17 protein-coding genes and 1 tRNA gene are annotated in these 17,383 nt (G+C 68.7%); 14 read left to right on the top strand and 4 right to left on the bottom strand.

Features of this window, described 5'->3' with window-relative positions; genetic code table 11:
- The coding region (locus COGEMETH_RS09060) for an efflux RND transporter permease subunit (protein ID WP_238182268.1) at positions 1 to 844 on the top strand (844 nt) is incomplete at its 5' end.
- 10 nt (positions 845 to 854) lie between these two features.
- Here the strand turns inward: COGEMETH_RS09060 and COGEMETH_RS09065 are convergent.
- The 4 genes from COGEMETH_RS09065 to COGEMETH_RS09080 all read right to left on the bottom strand — a co-directional run bounded on the left by COGEMETH_RS09065 (position 855) and on the right by COGEMETH_RS09080 (position 3,997).
- A complete protein-coding gene (locus tag COGEMETH_RS09065) occupies positions 855 to 1,040 on the bottom strand; it encodes a hypothetical protein (protein ID WP_238182269.1) in 186 nt (61 codons plus the stop codon).
- 64 nt (positions 1,041 to 1,104) lie between these two features.
- Positions 1,105 to 3,378: a hypothetical protein gene (locus COGEMETH_RS09070; RefSeq protein WP_238182270.1), complete on the bottom strand. Its 2,274-nt coding sequence runs from the start codon at positions 3,376 to 3,378 to the stop codon at positions 1,105 to 1,107.
- A 15-nt stretch (positions 3,379 to 3,393) separates the two neighbouring features.
- Positions 3,394 to 3,609 (bottom strand): hypothetical protein, encoded by a 216-nt coding sequence (locus tag COGEMETH_RS09075; protein ID WP_238182271.1) that lies wholly within the window; start codon positions 3,607 to 3,609, stop codon positions 3,394 to 3,396.
- Positions 3,610 to 3,920: 311 nt separating this feature from the next.
- Positions 3,921 to 3,997 (bottom strand) — tRNA-Asp (locus COGEMETH_RS09080).
- Positions 3,998 to 4,355: 358 nt separating this feature from the next.
- Here COGEMETH_RS09080 and COGEMETH_RS09085 point away from each other — a divergent pair.
- From COGEMETH_RS09085 to nuoL, 13 genes are all read left to right on the top strand, one after another.
- A complete protein-coding gene (locus COGEMETH_RS09085; RefSeq protein WP_238182272.1) occupies positions 4,356 to 4,721 on the top strand; it encodes an NADH-quinone oxidoreductase subunit A in 366 nt (121 codons plus the stop codon).
- A 39-nt stretch (positions 4,722 to 4,760) separates the two neighbouring features.
- Positions 4,761 to 5,348 carry a NuoB/complex I 20 kDa subunit family protein gene (locus tag COGEMETH_RS09090; RefSeq protein ID WP_238182273.1) on the top strand — a complete coding sequence of 196 codons (588 nt, stop codon included), beginning with the start codon at positions 4,761 to 4,763 and terminating at the stop codon, positions 5,346 to 5,348.
- A 9-nt stretch (positions 5,349 to 5,357) separates the two neighbouring features.
- Positions 5,358 to 6,005 (top strand): NADH-quinone oxidoreductase subunit C, encoded by a 648-nt coding sequence (locus COGEMETH_RS09095; RefSeq protein ID WP_238182274.1) that lies wholly within the window; start codon positions 5,358 to 5,360, stop codon positions 6,003 to 6,005.
- A gap of 29 nt (positions 6,006 to 6,034) precedes the next feature.
- The gene (locus tag COGEMETH_RS09100; RefSeq protein ID WP_238182275.1) at positions 6,035 to 6,433 is read left to right on the top strand and encodes a four helix bundle protein; all 399 of its coding nucleotides are present in this window, start codon (positions 6,035 to 6,037) and stop codon (positions 6,431 to 6,433) included.
- Positions 6,434 to 6,491: 58 nt separating this feature from the next.
- The gene (locus tag COGEMETH_RS09105) at positions 6,492 to 7,682 is read left to right on the top strand and encodes an NADH-quinone oxidoreductase subunit D (protein WP_238182276.1); all 1,191 of its coding nucleotides are present in this window, start codon (positions 6,492 to 6,494) and stop codon (positions 7,680 to 7,682) included.
- A gap of 21 nt (positions 7,683 to 7,703) precedes the next feature.
- Positions 7,704 to 9,014: an NADH-quinone oxidoreductase subunit NuoE gene (nuoE, locus tag COGEMETH_RS09110; RefSeq protein WP_238182277.1), complete on the top strand. Its 1,311-nt coding sequence runs from the start codon at positions 7,704 to 7,706 to the stop codon at positions 9,012 to 9,014.
- 9 nt (positions 9,015 to 9,023) lie between these two features.
- Positions 9,024 to 10,325: an NADH-quinone oxidoreductase subunit NuoF gene (nuoF, locus tag COGEMETH_RS09115; RefSeq protein ID WP_238182278.1), complete on the top strand. Its 1,302-nt coding sequence runs from the start codon at positions 9,024 to 9,026 to the stop codon at positions 10,323 to 10,325.
- 174 nt (positions 10,326 to 10,499) lie between these two features.
- Positions 10,500 to 12,572: an NADH-quinone oxidoreductase subunit NuoG gene (nuoG, locus tag COGEMETH_RS09120; RefSeq protein ID WP_238182279.1), complete on the top strand. Its 2,073-nt coding sequence runs from the start codon at positions 10,500 to 10,502 to the stop codon at positions 12,570 to 12,572.
- Positions 12,573 to 12,582: 10 nt separating this feature from the next.
- Positions 12,583 to 13,605 (top strand): NADH-quinone oxidoreductase subunit NuoH, encoded by a 1,023-nt coding sequence (nuoH, locus tag COGEMETH_RS09125; protein ID WP_238182280.1) that lies wholly within the window; start codon positions 12,583 to 12,585, stop codon positions 13,603 to 13,605.
- A gap of 28 nt (positions 13,606 to 13,633) precedes the next feature.
- Complete coding sequence (nuoI, locus tag COGEMETH_RS09130; RefSeq protein WP_238182281.1) at positions 13,634 to 14,122, top strand: NADH-quinone oxidoreductase subunit NuoI; 489 nt, start codon at positions 13,634 to 13,636, stop codon at positions 14,120 to 14,122.
- Positions 14,123 to 14,248: 126 nt separating this feature from the next.
- Entirely contained in the window at positions 14,249 to 14,869 is a 621-nt protein-coding gene (locus COGEMETH_RS09135) for an NADH-quinone oxidoreductase subunit J (protein ID WP_238182282.1), read from the top strand.
- A 22-nt stretch (positions 14,870 to 14,891) separates the two neighbouring features.
- A complete protein-coding gene (nuoK, locus tag COGEMETH_RS09140) occupies positions 14,892 to 15,197 on the top strand; it encodes an NADH-quinone oxidoreductase subunit NuoK (protein ID WP_238182283.1) in 306 nt (101 codons plus the stop codon).
- 76 nt (positions 15,198 to 15,273) lie between these two features.
- Positions 15,274 to 17,376 carry an NADH-quinone oxidoreductase subunit L gene (gene nuoL, locus COGEMETH_RS09145; RefSeq protein WP_238182284.1) on the top strand — a complete coding sequence of 701 codons (2,103 nt, stop codon included), beginning with the start codon at positions 15,274 to 15,276 and terminating at the stop codon, positions 17,374 to 17,376.
- Positions 17,377 to 17,383 lie beyond the last annotated feature (7 nt).

Consider the following 17,383-nt stretch of genomic DNA (forward strand, 5'->3'; position numbering starts at 1 on the left):
GGGCGATGCCCTGCGCGAGGATGTCGAGCGCCTGCGCAGCCTGCCCGTTCCCCTGCCCGCCAACGGCAGCGGGCGCATGGCCTCGGTTCCCCTGAGTCAGGTCGCACATCTCGAACTCATGGAGGGACCGAACCAGATCTCCCGCGAGAACGGCAAGCGCCGCATCGTCGTCACCGCCAACGTGCGCGGGCGCGACATCGCCTCGGTGGTGGCCGACGCGCAGGAACAGGCGGCGCGGGTCACCCTGCCTCCCGGCGCGTGGATCACCTGGGGCGGCCAGTTCGAGAACCTGGCCCAGGCCCGCCACCGCCTGATGCTGGTCGTGCCAGGCTGCTTCTTCCTGATCTTCCTGCTGCTCTACGCCGCCCTGAACTCGGTCCGCGACGCGATCCTGGTGTTCAGCGCGGTGCCCCTGGCGCTGACGGGCGGCATCCTCGCCTTGTGGCTGCGGGGGATGCCCTTCTCGGTTCCCGCGGCGGTGGGCTTCATCGCGCTGTCCGGCGTGGCCGTGCTGAACGGGCTGGTGATGCTCACCCGCGTGCGCCAGCTCATCGCGGGAGGGGCGGCCCACGAGGCCGCGATCCGCGAGGGCGCCCTCTCGCGCCTGCGGCCGGTGGCGATGACGGCGCTGGTCGCCTCCCTCGGCTTCCTGCCGATGGCGCTGGCCACGGGCACCGGGGCGGAGGTGCAGCGCCCGCTGGCGACCGTGGTGATCGGCGGCCTGATCAGCGCGACGCTGCTGACGCTGGTGGTGCTGCCGGCCCTCTACGCGCGCTTCGGGCGGTCCCGGCCGGCGGAGACGGACGCCGCGGTCGACCTGCGCGGGGCGGCGCCGGCGGAGTGAAGGGTGCCGGCTACTGCACGCCCAGGATCAGGGTGCTCGCGCCGCCTGCGCTGCTCGCCAGGGTGGTCGGCAGGCGGATTGGCCGGCCGGCGCCGGCCTCGGGCTCGATCCGCGCCGCCGTGGGGCGCGGCGCACCGAGGCAGCCGCCGAGCTGGACGGCCGCGAGGCACGCGATCACGAACGGCAGCAGCTTCATCGACGCGGTTCCCCAGCCCCGCGGATCGTAGCCCGGCATGGTTAAGGGAAGGTAGCGGCGCCGCCTATCGCCCGAGGCAATGGTAGGTCACCGCCTCGGCCGCGGGCGTGACGATGACGAGGCTCGCCCGCCCGGCGGCACCGGCCGTCGTGCGCCAGGTCGGCTTGGCGCCGTCGGGCGAGGCGACCAGGCAGTCCGGCGGGTTCGCGTAGGGCAGCGTGAATTTCACCGTCACCGTCGCGGCGGCGGTCACGGTGACCGTCCCGTGGGTGTCGTTGATGCCGGTCGAGGGCGTTGCCGTGCCGGCGCTCGTCGTGATGGTCGGGGCCGTGCCGAGGGAGCCGGACAGGTGTCCTTTCAGGTGCACACCGCCCGTTCCGTACATCCGGACGACCATGCCCGTGTTCTGCGAGCCGACCTGGAACGCCAAGGCATCGATATTGAGCGGCATCCAGCCGATGCCGTTCTGGACGCACTGAATGTACCCGGTGCTCGCCTGAAAGCTGTGATGGCAGCCGCTCGCGCCGCCCCCGGAGATGCCGGCGCCGACGCCCGTCACGCTGAACCCTGATGTGAACTCCGTCGCCCCTCCCCTGTTGTTCAGGTAGATGCCCGTCGTGCTGTTGGCCGGGAAGGTGTTCGTCCACCCCGGCGTGGCGTTGTTGGCGACGACGTTCGCCCCGTCCGTATCGACGCGGAAGAAGTCGGCGCCGGCCGCCTGCGTGCCGGCGCCCCGCGGCATCGCGGTGTTCCCGGTGGCCACGATGGTTCCGCCCGTCGACCACACCTTCGGCTTGGTCGTGCGCGTGCCGACGCCCCCGTTCCAGCCGTAGGTGCTGCCGACGAGGGTGAGGAAGCCGCCGGTCTGGTAGAGGAAGGTGTTGTCGCCGTTCGGGTCGCTGATGCCTCCGATCCCGGTGAGCGAGAAGATGCCGCCGTTCTGCGTGAAGAACCGGTCGCCGTTCATGTTGACGTTGGACGTGCCGGAGATGCTGACCGTGCCCGCGTTCAACACGCCGCCCTTGGCCGAGGCATAGTATCCGCCGGTGAAGGAGGCGACGCCGTCGTCGACCTGCCAGCCCAGCGGGACGATGTCGAAGTCGTAGTTGCTGAACGAGGCCGTGGTGATGCCGCCGGGGCTCGGGTAGCCGTCTGCGGCCAACGTCCGGACGACGCCTTTATAGGTGTAGATGCACCGCTTGGCCTGGATGCACATGCTGTCCGTCACCTTCAGGTCGTCCATGCGCCCCGAGCGGATGGCGTCGGCCGAGCGCTGCGCGAGGGCCGCCTGGTTGGGCGTGACGTTGACCGGGAAGTTGTGGTGGTCGTGGATGCGGATCGTGCTCAGGGCCCCGTCGATGTCGATGTCGGTGATGAAGTTCGAGCCCGTGAGGTCGTCGACCATGACCTCCCCGACGTCGCCGCGCAGGTCGAGGCCGCGCATGCAACTGGTCAGGATGAGGCGGACGAACTTCGCGCCGTAGCCGCCACGGGCGTCGATGCAGGAGGTCTGGACCAGCGACGCCAGGCGCTGGGCATCGGAGGTCCCCGTGTCGCTCGCGGCCGTGACCTCCGGCTGGAACCCCTTGATGCGCAGGTCCCGGATGATCGGCCCGAGCTTCCGGCCCTCCGCGAACACGGCCGGCGAGAGCGTGAGCACGCCGGCACCGCTCCCGGTGTCGTAGCCGGGATGGAACACCAGGGCGGTGGCGTTCGGCCCCAGCCCGGCGATCTCCTGCCCCGGCGTCCTGACGATCCCGGAGCGGCCCATGCGGTAGAACGGGGCGGTGAACCGGACGGGGCGTCCGGTGTCGAGGGCCTTCTGGACCGCCGGCTGCGCATCGGGTGTGCCTTGGGCCCCGTCCACCGTGAAGCCGACGGCACCGCCGAACAGCTCGGGCGTCGCCTCTCCGCGAATCGAGGACCAGTCGATGCTCCAGCACCCCGGCAGGACGGTGGATTGGACCTGGCTGCCGTCGTCCGCTGCGGCGCAGGCCGAGGCGGCATAGGTGTAGGTCGCCCGCCCGCCATCGCCCGCGGCCGCGTAGCCCTCGCGCGTCACGGGCATGACGGCGACGGCCCAGGCCTTGAGCGCCGCATTGTTCGCGACGCGTACCCCGCGGCTGGCGAGCAGGTCGGCCAGCGGCGCGCTCACGCCGCTCCCGGCCGGCGTGACACTCATCGCGGACACGTCGCCGGTCGAGCCGGAGCCCTGGATCACCAGCCTGTCGACGTTCGGCGTGTCGAAGGTGGGCGAGCCGTACCGCGTGGCGTCGAAGGCCAGCGCCCGGGGCGCCGGCAGCAGGAGCGCCGCGAGGGCGAGGAGGCGCAGGAGCATGGGGCAGGTCCGGGTTCAGGAGACCGAGATCACGTCGCCGTTGCGCCGGAGGGGCGGCGTACCCCGCGCACCGGGCGAGGTCGGCAGGGTGGGCGCGACCGCGGGGATCGTCGAGGGCGAAAGCCGGCCGTTCGCAACGAGCGCGAGTTGGGCGAGGACATCCCTCTCGCGGTCCGACATCACGCCCTTGCGCCGGATCGCTGCGAGGGGGACCGTATCAATCGGGGCCATGCGAACACCCTCTGCGGCTCGGCGGCCGCGACGCGGAACGGAGCGAACGCGGCGAGGATAGCGTCCGGCTCGGGTCGCTTCTGCGGGAATCACAGGTCGGCGTGGCGGCGATCTGCCATCACGAACGCCGCTCCGCCGGTCGATCGAGATCGAAGCCGGCTGCGCGACGCGTGGACATGTCGGGGCAACGCGCTCCACCGCGATAGCCGGGCAACGCGGAACATGCAGCGCGCGACCGGGTCGGGAAGCACAAAGGCTCGCCGACAAGCCGGCCGACCGAGCCGCGTTCCGAACTGCGGTATCGATGGAAATGGCGCGGGCGACGGGACTCGAACCCGCGACCTCCGGCGTGACAGGCCGGCACTCTAACCAACTGAGCTACGCCCGCACGGCGTGTCCGCCAGGGCTCCGTAGAGCCGGCGACGGCCGGGGTTTAGGTGGGGGGCCTGAGGCTGTCAAGCGAGACTCGGACACATTCCGGAAGCGCGCCCGCCCCGTGCCCGCCACGCCACGGGAGGCGATATCCCGGGTCCGGACCTGTGCGCATCTGCCCGGCTGGATCGAGGCCGGCCGGGTTCCATATCAGGTTCCGGAACAGTCAATTGTGCGACGCGCAATGCCCTTGTCTCACTGGGGCGGCTCGACTAAGCCTCCGGCCACGCGCACTCTGGCATTGGAGCAATTCCATTCGCCGTTCGGCTCGGGCCGAGGGCGCCGCATTCTCCCATGAACCGGCGAGGTGTCGCATGACCGGTCTTCTAGCGGATTACCTCCCGCTCATCGTCTTCCTCGGCGTGTCCCTGTTCATCGCCGCCGCGCTCCTGGTCGCGCCCTTCCTGGTGGCCTACAGCAGCCCCGATCCCGAAAAACTCTCGGCCTACGAGTGCGGCTTCAACGCCTTCGACGACGCGCGCATGAAGTTCGACGTGCGCTTCTACCTCGTCGCCATCCTGTTCATCATCTTCGACCTGGAGGTCGCCTTCCTGTTCCCCTGGGCGATCACGTTCGGGGAACTCGGCTGGTTCGGGTTCTGGTCGATGATCGTCTTCCTGGGCGTGCTCACCGTCGGTTTCGTCTACGAGTGGCGCAAGGGCGCCCTCGAATGGGACTGAGTCGGCACGCCGCCCGCCCGCACGTTCACTGAGGCACCCATGGCCCTCGCCCCCGAACTCTCCCGCGCCCCGTCGCTCGCGCCGCAGGCCAAGGGCCTGGTCGATCCCTCGACCGGCCGGCCGATCGGCGCCGACGACCCGACCTTCCTATCGATCAGCGCGGAGCTGGCCGACCGCGGCTTCCTGGTGACCTCGGCCGACGAGCTCATCAACTGGGCCCGGACCGGCTCGCTGATGTGGATGACCTTCGGGCTGGCCTGCTGCGCCGTCGAGATGATGCAGATGTCGATGCCGCGCTACGATTGCGAGCGCTTCGGCTTCGCGCCGCGCGGCTCCCCGCGGCAATCCGACGTGATGATCGTGGCCGGCACGCTGACCAACAAGATGGCCCCGGCGCTGCGCAAGGTCTACGACCAGATGCCGGAGCCGCGCTACGTGATCTCGATGGGCTCCTGCGCCAACGGCGGCGGCTATTACCACTATTCCTACTCGGTGGTGCGCGGCTGCGACCGGGTGGTGCCGGTCGACATCTATGTGCCGGGCTGTCCGCCCACCGCGGAGGCGCTGCTCTACGGCGTGCTGCTGCTCCAGAAGAAGATCCGCCGCACCGGCACGATCGAGCGCTAGGGCGAGGCGATGAGCAACGGCATCTCCATCCTCGCCCACACCCAGCCGCCGTCGGGCGAGGCGGCCCTGCAGGCGCTCTCCGACCACGTCGCCGGGGCGCTCGGTCCCGCGATCGTCGAGCGCAGCATCGTGCTCGGCGAACTGACCCTGGTGGTGCAGGGATCGGACATCGTCTACGCGCTGACCTACCTGCGCGACGACCCGGCCTGCGGCTTCCGCTGCTTCATCGACCTCTGCGGCGCCGACTACCCGAGCCGCGAGCGGCGCTTCGACGTGGTCTACCACCTGCTCTCCCTGCGCCACAATTCGCGCATCCGGGTGAAGGTTCAGACCGACGAGACCACGCCGGTGCCCTCGGTGATCGAGGTGTTTCCCGCCGCCAACTGGTTCGAGCGCGAGACCTACGACCTCTACGGCATCCTGTTCTCCGGCCATCCGGATCTCCGTCGTCTGCTGACGGATTACGGATTCGAAGGACATCCCCTGCGCAAGGACTTCCCCCTCACCGGCTTCGTCGAGGTCCGCTACGACCAGGACGAGGCCCGCGTGGTCTACGAGCCGGTCAAGCTCACGCAAGAATTCCGGAACTTCGACTTCCTGTCGCCGTGGGAGGGCACGGATTATGTGCTGCCGGGTGACGAGAAGAAGTCGGCTTGAAGGGGCGAATGGCGAATGGCGAATGACGAATGGAAGGCGGCAGGCCGATCAATTCGTATCGCGATCTCGACGTCTGGCAGGATGCCATGACGCTCGCCGAATCCTGCTACGCCTTCACGAAGCCGTTTCCGCGGGAAGAAGCCTTCGGAATAACCTCGCAGATCCGACGGTCTGCGGTATCCGTCGCCGCCAACATCGCTGAGGGACACGGCCGCGAAAGCACCGCCGCGTTTATCCAGTTCTTGCGCATCGCTCAGGGCTCTCTCAAGGAGTTGGAGACCCATGTCCTTCTTGCAGGCCGTGTCGGCCTTGCCCCGATGGACACCTCAACGGTGATCGTCGGACGTTGCGAGGCCCTTGGACGGCAATTGCGCGGTCTGATCCGCGCCCTGCAGCGCAGGGCGATCAACGAGAAGGGCGCACGCTAATGCCGGCTGTCCATTCGCCATTCGCCATTCGCCATTCGCCTCTCGGCAGAGCCGCCCGATGACCGAGCACAACATCCGCAACTTCGCGATCAACTTCGGCCCGCAGCATCCGGCCGCGCACGGCGTGCTGCGCCTCGTGCTGGAACTCGACGGCGAGGTCGTGGAGCGGGTCGATCCGCATATCGGCCTGCTGCACCGCGGCACGGAGAAGCTGATCGAGCACAAGACCTACCTGCAGGCGACCCCCTATTTCGACCGGCTCGACTACGTCTCGCCGATGAACCAGGAGCACGCCTTCTGCCTCGCGATCGAGAAGCTCGCGGGCATCACCGTGCCCCGCCGCGCCCAGCTCATCCGGGTGCTGTTCTGCGAGATCGGGCGGCTGCTCTCCCACCTCCTCAACGTCACGACGCAGGCCATGGACGTCGGCGCCCTCACCCCCCCCCTCTGGGGCTTCGAGGAGCGCGAGAAGCTGATGATCTTCTACGAGCGGGCCTCCGGCGCCCGGCTCCACGCCAACTACTTCCGCCCCGGCGGCGTCCACCAGGACCTGCCCCCGGCGCTGATCGACGACATCGAGGCGTTCTGCGACCCCTTCCTCCAGGTGGTCGATGACCTCGACGCCCTCGTCATGGGCAGCCGCATCTTCAAGCAGCGCAACGTCGATATCGGCATCGTCTCGGTCGACGAGTGCATGGCCTGGGGGTTTTCCGGCGTGATGGTGCGGGGCTCCGGCATCCCCTGGGACCTGCGCAAGTCGCAGCCCTACGAGTGCTACGAGGAGATGGAATTCGACGTCCCCGTGGGCAAGAACGGCGATACCTACGACCGGCAGGTGATCCGCATGGAGGAGATGCGCGAGTCGGTCAAAATCATGAGGCAGTGCGTCACCAAGCTGCGGGAGCCCGCGGGCCAGGGGCCGATCGCCTCCCTCGACGGCAAGTTCGCGCCGCCGCCCCGCCGGGAGATGAAGCGCTCGATGGAAGCGCTGATCCACCACTTCAAGCTCTACACCGAAGGGTTTCACGTGCCCGCGGGCGAGGTCTACGCGGCCGTGGAAGCGCCCAAGGGCGAGTTCGGCGTCTATCTGGTCTCGGACGGCTCGAACAAGCCGTATCGCTGCAAGATCCGCGCTCCGGGCTTCGCCCACCTCCAGGCGATGGACTGGATGTGCCGCGGCCACCTGCTGGCCGACGTGTCCTGCGTGCTCGGCACGCTGGACATCGTGTTCGGTGAGGTGGACCGGTGAGCGCGAAGGGTTCGAACTGACATGGCAAACCGCAGACTCGCCCCAGCCTCCGAACAACCCCGAACCTTCGCGTTCACGGACGAGAACGCCGCCTGGGCCAAGGGGCAGATCGAAAAGTATCCGGAGGGGCGCCAGGCCTCGGCGGTGATCCCGCTGCTGTGGAAGGCGCAGGAGCAGAACGGTGGCTGGCTGCCGCAGAAGGCGATCGAGGCGGTGGCCGACGAACTCGGCATGCCGCATATCCGCGTGCTGGAGGTGGCGACCTTCTACACGATGTTCGCCTTGGAGCCGGTCGGCCGGTTCTGGATTCAGGTCTGCGGAACGGTGCCGTGCGATTCCTGCGGCGCGCGGGAACTGAAAGACATGCTGCACGCCCGCCTCGGACCCTCGGGCCACGTGAGCGCGGACGGCGATTTCTCCTGGCTCGAAGTCGAGTGTCTGGGCGCCTGCTGCAACGCGCCGATGGTGCAGATCAACCAGGACTATTACGAGGACCTCACGCCCGAATCCCTCGGCACGCTGATGGACGACCTCGCGGCCGGCCGCCCCGTCAAGGTCGGCTCGCAGACGGGCCGCACCTCGTCGGAGCCGCAAGGGGGTGCCGATACGTTGAGCGACCCGACCCTGTTCGACGGATCGCGGGTCGGCGCTTGGCGCAAGCGCTTCGAGGATACCCGCAAGGACAGCGAGGAGGCCCGCGGCAAGGAGGAGGCCGCCTCGTCCGAGCAGCGCGCGGCGAGCGAGCCCAAGCCCGCCCATCCGGATGCCGGCCGTTCCACCGAGCGCCCGGCCTCGGACGCGCCGGCCCAGCGCGCGGCGGAGGGCAAGGCGCCGGTCAAGGCCGGCGACCGCGCCGACGCGGCCGAGCCGAACCCTCCGGCGGCCGCGGGCGTCACGGCCGGCGAGGCGGCGGGCGCCGAGGCGGGGACGCAGTCGAGTCTCCCCCGCGACGAGCCGCCCCAGCAGCCCGAGGCGTCCGGCGCCAGCGAAGGTGAGGTCGCGGCCGAGGCGGAGGAGGCCCGCGTGGCGGGGGCGCTGGCCGCCCTGCCGAAGGACGCGACGCCCGAGCAGCGCGCCGACGCCGTCGGCACTTGGCCCGCCTCCCTCGATGCAGCGCGCGCGGGCCAGGGCGACGACCTGACCCGGATCACGGGCATCGGGCCGGGCGACCGGGGCCGGCTGAACGAACTCGGGATCTATCATTTCGACCAGATCGCCGCCTGGGGCCGCGACGAGATCGCCTGGGTCGGCACCTACCTTGCGTTTCCGGGCCGGATCGACCGCGAGGACTGGGTCGGTCAGGCCAAGACGCTGTCGGGCCAAGGGCTTTGAGGAACTGACATGCTCTCCGATCAGGATCGCATCTTCACCAACCTCTACGGCCTCCATTCGCCGGGGCTGGACGCGGCCAGGCAGCGCGGCGCCTGGGACGGCACCAAGTTTCTGCTGGAGATGGGCCGCGACTGGATCATCGAGGAGATGAAGGCCTCGGGTCTGCGCGGACGCGGGGGCGCCGGCTTCCCCACGGGCCTGAAATGGTCGTTCATGCCCAAGAAGTCGGACGGGCGGCCGCACTACCTCGTCGTCAACGCCGACGAGTCGGAGCCCGGCACCTGCAAGGACCGGGAGATCATGCGGCACGATCCGCACCTCCTGATCGAGGGCTGCATGCTGGCCTCGTTCGCGATGGCGGCGCATGCCTGCTACATCTACATCCGCGGCGAGTACGTGGCCGAGAAGCACGCCCTTCAGCGCGCGGTGGACGAGGCCTACGCAGCCCGTCTCGTGGGCGAGGACAACGTCCACGGCTACCCCTTCGACATCTACGTCCACCACGGGGCCGGCGCCTACATCTGCGGCGAGGAGACGGCGCTGCTGGAAAGCCTGGAGGGCAAGAAGGGGATGCCGCGGCTCAAGCCGCCCTTCCCCGCCAACATGGGCCTCTACGGCTGCCCCACCACGGTCAACAACGTCGAGTCGATCGCGGTGGCCGGCACCATCCTGCGCCGGGGCGGATCGTGGTTCGCGGGGCTCGGCGGCAAGAACAACACCGGCACCAAGCTGTTCTGCGTCTCGGGCCACGTCAACAAGCCCTGCAACGTCGAGGAAGAGCTCGGCATCACCTTCCGCGAGCTGATCGACAAGCATTGCGGCGGCATGCGCGGCGGCTGGGACAACCTGCTGTGCTCGATCCCCGGCGGCTCCTCGGTCCCCCTGGTGCCGGCCGAGCAGATCGTCGACGCCAAGATGGACTTCGATACGCTCCGCGGCCTCGGCTCGGGCCTCGGCACCGCGGCGGTGATCGTGCTGGACCGCTCGACCGACATCGTCCAGGCGATCGCGCGCATCGCCTATTTCTACAAGCACGAGTCCTGCGGCCAGTGCACCCCCTGCCGCGAGGGCACCGGCTGGATGTGGCGCGTGATGCTGCGCATGGCCGAGGGACGCGCGCAGAAGCGCGAGATCGACATGCTGCTCGACGTCACCAAGCAGATCGAGGGCCACACCATCTGCGCCCTCGGTGACGCCGCGGCCTGGCCGATCCAGGGCCTGATCCGCCACTTCCGCCCCGAGATCGAGAAGCGGATCGACCGCTACAGCGCCAACCCGCATTCCGATGCGGTGCCGATGGCGGCGGAGTGACGGTGTGACAAGGCTGTCCCTCCGATCCCCTCATCCCGAGGTGCCGCGTAGCGGCCTCGCAGGAGACCTCCGGCGGTCGCGTGGCCGGTTGGAAGCCTCCGTCGAGGCTCGGCGGCGGCGTGCGCCTCAGGGTGGGACGTTCCTTCAGTTCGGGCCAGATTTCGAGACGAACCGATGACCAAAATCCTCGTCGACGGCATCGCGGTCGATGTTCCGGCCGAGTACACCCTGCTCCAGGCCTGCGAGATGGCGGGCGCGGAGATCCCGCGCTTTTGCTTCCACGAGCGGCTGTCGATCGCCGGCAATTGCCGCATGTGCCTGGTGGAGCTGAAGGGCGCGCCGAAACCCGTGGCCTCCTGCGCCTACGCGGTGAAGGATTGCCGGCCCGGCCCCAACGGCGAGCCGCCCGAGGTCCTGACGCGCTCGGGGACGACGAAGAAAGCCCGCGAGGGGGTGATGGAGTTCCTCCTCATCAACCACCCCCTCGATTGCCCGATCTGCGACCAGGGCGGCCATTGCGACCTCCAGGACCAGGCCATGGCCTACGGGGTCGATTCGACCCGCTACGGCGAGAACAAGCGGGCGGTCGAGGAGAAGTACATCGGCCCGCTGGTGCGCACGGCCATGAACCGCTGCATCCACTGCACCCGCTGCGTGCGCTTCCTGGCCGAGGTCGCCGGCGTCCCGGACCTCGGCGCGATCGGCCGCGGCGAGGACATGGAGATCACGAGCTACCTCGAACAGGCGATGCACTCGGAGCTGCAGGGCAACGTCGCCGACCTCTGCCCCGTGGGCGCCCTGGTCCACAAGCCGCAGAGCTACAACGTCCGCCCCTGGGAGCTGAACAAGACCGAATCGATCGACGTGATGGACGCGGTCGGCTCGGCCATCCGGGTCGACACCCGCGGCCGCGAGGTCATGCAGATCGAGCCGCGGGTCAACGAGGACATCAACGAGGAGTGGATCTCCGACAAGACCCGCCACGCCGTCGATGGCTTGCGGGTGCAGCGCCTCGACCGGCCGTTCGTGCGCGACAACGGGCGCCTGCGCCCCGCCTCATGGGGCGAGGCCTTCGCCGCGATCGCGGCCAAGCTGAAGGGCGCGGACGCCAAGCGCGTCGGCGCGATCGTGGGCGACCTCGCCGGCGTGGAAGAGATATTCGCCCTGAAGGCCCTGATGGGTTCGCTGGGCGTGACGAACCTGGATTGCCGCCAGAACGGGGAGGCGCTCGACCCGGCCTGGGGCCGTGCCGCCTACGTCTTCAACCCGACGATCCCCGGCATCGAGGCCGCGGACGCGATCCTGCTGGTGGGTGCCAACCCGCGCACCGAGGCGTCGCTCCTCAACGTCCGCATCCGCAAGCGCTGGCGGATGGGGCCGCTCGCGGTCGGGATGATCGGCGAGGCGACCGACCTGACCTATCCCCACGTCCAGATCGGCGCGGGCGCGGACTCCCTGGCCGCCCTGGCCCGGGGCGAGCACAGCTTCCTGGAGGTTCTGAAGGCGGCCAAGGCCCCCCTCGTGATCGTCGGCGGCGGTGCACTGGCCGAGCCCGGCCTGCTCGCGGCCGCAGCACTGCTCGCCCAGGACATCGGCGCGGTGCGCCCCGATTGGAACGGCTTCGGCGTGCTCCACAGCGCGGCCGCCCGCGTCGGCGCCCTCGATCTCGGCTTCGTGCCGGGCGACGGGGGCCTGGCCTTCGGGCAGATGCTGGCGCCCGGGGCGCTCGACGTGGTTTTCAACCTCGGCGCCGACGAGTGCGACGTGGGCGCGGGCGCCTTCGTGATCTACCAGGGCACCCACGGCGACCGCGGTGCGTCCCGCGCCGACGTGATCCTGCCGGGTGCCGCCTACACCGAGAAGGGCGCCACCTACGTGAACACGGAAGGCCGGGTGCAGATGACCAACCGCGCCGGCTTCCCGCCGGGCGACGCCCGCGAGGACTGGGCGATCCTGCGCGCCCTCTCCGAGGTCCTGGGCAAGCGCCTGCCCTTCGATTCGCTGGTGGCCCTGCGCCGGGCCCTCTACGCTGAACATCCGCACATGGCGGCCATCGGCAGCGTGGAGCCGGGCGATGCGGCAGCGGCGCTGGAGCGGCTCGCCGGCCTCTCGGGGGAGCCGGGCAAAAAAGCCTTCGCCTCGCCGGTGCGCGACTTCTACCTGACCAACCCGATCGCCCGCGCATCGCGGGTGCTCGCCGAATGCTCGGGCGTCGCCCGCGGCCGCGTCCTCGAAGCGGCCGAGTGAGGGAAGCCCCATGACCGCCTGGGAAACCATCGGCACCGTCCTCCTGCTGGCGCTGAAGAGCTTCGTGCTGCTCTCAGCCCTCCTCGTCTTCATCGCCTACGCGCTCCTGGCCGACCGCAAGATCTGGGCGGCGGTGCAGCTGCGCCGCGGCCCCAACGTGGTCGGGCCCTGGGGCCTGTTCCAGTCCTTCGCCGACCTCCTGAAGTTCGTGCTGAAGGAGCCGGTGATCCCGGCCGGCGCCAATAAGGGCCTGTTCCTGCTGGCGCCCCTGGTCTTCGCGACCCTGGCGCTGGCCGCCTGGGCGGTCATCCCGCTGGCCGAGGGCTGGGCGCTGGCCGACATCAACGTCGGCATCACCTACATCTTCGCGATCTCGTCGCTCGGCGTGTACGGCGTGCTGATGGGCGGCTGGGCCTCGAACTCGAAATACGCCTTCCTCGGGGCGTTGCGCTCGGCCGCGCAGATGATCTCCTATGAGGTCAGCCTGGGTTTCGTCATCATCTGCGTCCTCCTGTGCGCGGGCTCCTTGAACCTCTCGCGCATCGTCATGGCGCAGGACACCTCCCTCGGAATCCTCGGCTGGTACTGGCTCTGGCTGTTCCCGATGTTCGTGGTGTTCTTCATCTCGGCGCTGGCCGAGACGAACCGCCCGCCCTTCGACCTGCCGGAGGCCGAATCGGAACTCGTCGCGGGCTACATGGTCGAGTATTCCTCGACGCCCTACCTGCTGTTCATGCTCGGCGAGTACGTGGCGATCATGACCATGTGCGCGCTCGGAACGGTGCTGTTCCTCGGCGGCTGGCTCTCGCCGATCCCGTTCGCGCCCTTCACCTGGGTGCCGGGGCTGATCTGGTTCGCACTCAAGGCGAGCTTCCTGTTCTTCATGATCGCCATGGTGAAGGCCATGGTGCCGCGCTACCGCTACGACCAGCTCATGCGCCTAGGCTGGAAGGTCTTTTTGCCCTTGTCGCTGATCTCGGTCGTCGTCGTCGCTTTCGTCCTAAAGCTCACCGGCCTCGCCCCGGGCGCTTGAGATTCATAAGACAATCGGAGATCGTGGCATGAAGCTCGATCAGGTCGCCAAAAGCCTTCTGCTGAAGGAGTTCGTGTCGGGGTTCTTCCTCGCCATGAAGTATTTCTTCAAGCCGAAGGCGACCATCAACTACCCCTTCGAGATGGGCCACCGCGGACCGCGCTTCCGCGGCGAGCACGCGCTGCGCCGCTATCCCAACGGCGAGGAGCGCTGCATCGCCTGCAAGCTCTGCGAGGCGATCTGCCCGGCCCAGGCCATCACCATCGAGGCGGGGCCACGCCGCAACGACGGCACGCGGCGCACCACCCGCTACGACATCGACATGGTGAAGTGCATCTATTGCGGCATGTGCCAGGAGGCCTGCCCGGTGGACGCCATCGTCGAGGGGCCGAACCTCGAGTTCTCGGTCGAGACCCGCGAGGAACTGCTCTACGACAAGGAGAAGCTCCTGCTAAACGGCGACCGCTGGGAGCGCGAGATCGCGAAGAACCTCGCGATGGACGCCCCCTACCGCTGAAACCGGACCGTCCCCCGCGCCGGTTGTGCGCTGCGGGGGCTTGGCTCTATAGACGGGGCGCCTCGGCGGCCCGGACCCTCCGAGGCAGAAGGGGCCGCTCTCGAGGCGGCCGATCCCGACAAGCGCATGACCGCAGCCGCAGCCTTCTTCTACCTGTTCGCGGGCATCACGATCGCCTCGGGCTTCATGGTGATCGCCTCGCGCAATCCCATCGCCTCGGTGCTGTTCCTGATCCTGGCCTTCGTCAACGCGGCCGGCCTGTTCGTGCTGATGGGCGCCGAGTTCCTGGCGATGATCCTGATCGTGGTCTACGTCGGCGCCGTCGCGGTGCTGTTCCTGTTCGTCGTCATGATGCTCGACGTGGATTTCGCCGAGCTTCGCCAGGGCTTCCAGCAATATCTCCCCGTGGGCGCCTTGATCGGCGCGATCTTCCTGGTCGAGATCCTGCTCGTCGTCGGCTCCTGGACCCTCGATCCAGGGCTGGTGCAGGCGCCGCTGGGCAACGTCGCGGCGGGCGAGAACCTCACCAACACCGTCGTGCTCGGGCGGGTGCTGTATACGGAATACGTCTACTTCTTCCAGCTCGCCGGCCTGATCCTGCTCGTGGCGATGATCGGCGCGATCGTGCTGACGCTGCGCGACCGGCCCGGCGTGAAGCGCCAGAACATCAACGTACAGAATGCCCGGACGCAAGGTGCCGCGGTGGAGAACCGCAAGGTGCCCTCGCGCCAGGGCGTCGAGGTCTGACGAGCAGGGCGGAGACAGCACGATGATCGGCCTCAGCCATTACCTCACGGTCGCCGCGATCCTGTTCACGCTGGGCGTCCTCGGGATCTTCATCAACCGCAAGAACGTCATCGTCATCCTGATGTCGGTCGAGCTGATCCTGCTCGCGGTCAACATCAACTTCGTCGCCTTCTCCACGCACCTCAACGACATCACCGGGCAGGTCTTCGCCCTGTTCGTGCTGACGGTGGCCGCGGCGGAGGCCGCGATCGGGCTGGCCATCCTCGTGGTGTTCTTCCGCAACCGCGGCTCCATCGCGGTCGAGGACGTGAGCGTGATGAAGGGCTAGAGGCGCCACCCGCTTCGCCCTGCCCTGAAACCCGGACGCGGCCCGCCGCTCCGCGAGGCCGGACTGCAAGAGAACGATGTACCACGCGATCGTCTTCTTCCCCCTCATCGGCGCCCTGATCGCCGGCCTGTTCGGCCGGTTCCTCGGGTCGCGCCCGTGCGAGTACGTCACCACGGCCTGCCTCGCCTTCGCGGCGCTGCTCTCCTGGGGCGTGTTCCTGGAGGGCGACCACGCCGTCCGCGTGCAGGTGGCCAACTGGTTCTCGGCCGGCGACCTCACGGTCGATTGGGCATTCCGCATCGACACCCTGACCAAGGTGATGCTCGTCGTCGTCACCACGGTCTCGACCCTCGTGCACCTCTACTCCATCGGCTACATGGAGGAGGACCCGCACCGGCCGCGCTTCTTCGCCTACCTGTCGCTGTTCACCTTCGCCATGCTGATGCTGGTGACGGCCGACAACCTCGTGCAGATGTTCTTCGGCTGGGAGGGCGTGGGCCTCGCCTCCTACCTGCTGATCGGGTTCTGGTACGAGAAGCCTTCGGCGAACGCCGCAGCGATGAAGGCCTTCATCGTCAACCGCGTGGGCGATTTCGGCTTCTCGCTCGGCATCTTCCTGGTGTTCGTCCTGTTCGGCTCGGTCGCCTTCGACGGCATCTTCCCGCGCGTGAACGAGTTGAAGGACGCCCACTTCCACTTCCTCGGCCACGACTGGCACGCCCTGACGCTCGCCTGCCTGCTGCTGTTCATGGGGGCGATGGGCAAGTCGGCGCAGTTCCTGCTCCACACCTGGCTGCCCGACGCGATGGAGGGGCCGACCCCGGTCTCGGCCCTGATCCACGCGGCGACCATGGTCACGGCCGGCGTGTTCATGGTCGCCCGCCTCTCGCCCCTGTTCGAGCTGGCCCCCGACGCGCTCGTCGTCGTCACGGTCATCGGCGGCATCACGGCCTTCTTCGCCGCCACGGTCGGGCTGGTGCAGAACGACATCAAGCGGGTCATCGCCTACTCGACCTGCTCGCAGCTCGGCTACATGTTCGTGGCGCTCGGCGTCGGCGCCTACTCGGCGGGCGTGTTCCACCTCTTCACCCACGCCTTCTTCAAGGCGCTGCTGTTCCTCGGCGCCGGCTCGGTCATCCACGCGATGCACCACGAGCAGGACATGCGGAACATGGGGAACCTCCGCCGCTACATCCCCTTCACCACGGCGATGATGGCGATCGGGACGCTGGCGCTGATCGGCTTCCCCTACACGGCGGGCTATTATTCCAAGGACGCGATCATCGAGGCGGCCTACGCCTCGACCCGGCCGGGGCACACGCTCGCCTTCCTCGCCACCGTGATCGCGGCCTTCTTCACCTCGTTCTATTCCTGGCGCCTGTTCTTCCTCACCTTCGAGGGCCCGGCCCGCTGGGCGGCCCATGACCACCACGACGACCACGCCGTGTCCCATTCGGCGCACGCCCACGAGGCCGACGGCGCGCCGGGCCATACCGAGGGTGTGGCCCACGACGCGCACGGGAGCGATGCCGAGCCGGCCCACCGCAGCGACCTCGTCGCCGACGACCACGGGCACGGGCACGGGCACGGGGAACTTAAGCCCCACGAGAGCCCGCTGGTGATGACGATCCCCCTGGCGGTGCTCGCCTTCGGCGCCCTCTTCGCCGGCCTGATCTTCAAGGACCGCTTCATCGGCGAGGGCATGGACGCGTTCTGGGGCCACGCCCTGGCGCACGGGCCCGACAACCACATCATGCACGACATCCACCACGTGCCGGCCCTGGTCTCGGCCGCCCCCTTCATCATGCTGGTGGCGGGCTTCGTCCTGGCCTTCGTGATGTATATCCGCCGGCCCAAGCTCCCGGCGGCGCTCGCGGCCCAGCAACCGGTGCTGTACCGCTTCCTGCTCAACAAGTGGTACTTCGACGAACTCTACGACCGGATCTTCGTGCGTCCGGCCAAGGACTTCGGGCTGTTCCTGTGGAAGCAGGTCGACGGCAAGGCCATCGACGGCGCCGGACCGGACGGCATCGCCGCCCGCGTCGTGGACGTGACCCGCGGGGTCGTGCGCCTGCAGACCGGCTACGTCTACCACTACGCCTTCGTCATGCTCATCGGCGTCGCCGCCCTAATCAGCTGGTACATGATGACCGGCCTGCCGAAGCCCGTGGGACACTGACGATGCG

It is taken from the genome of Methylobacterium trifolii, assembly GCF_022179685.1.
Taxonomy (GTDB): domain Bacteria; phylum Pseudomonadota; class Alphaproteobacteria; order Rhizobiales; family Beijerinckiaceae; genus Methylobacterium; species Methylobacterium trifolii.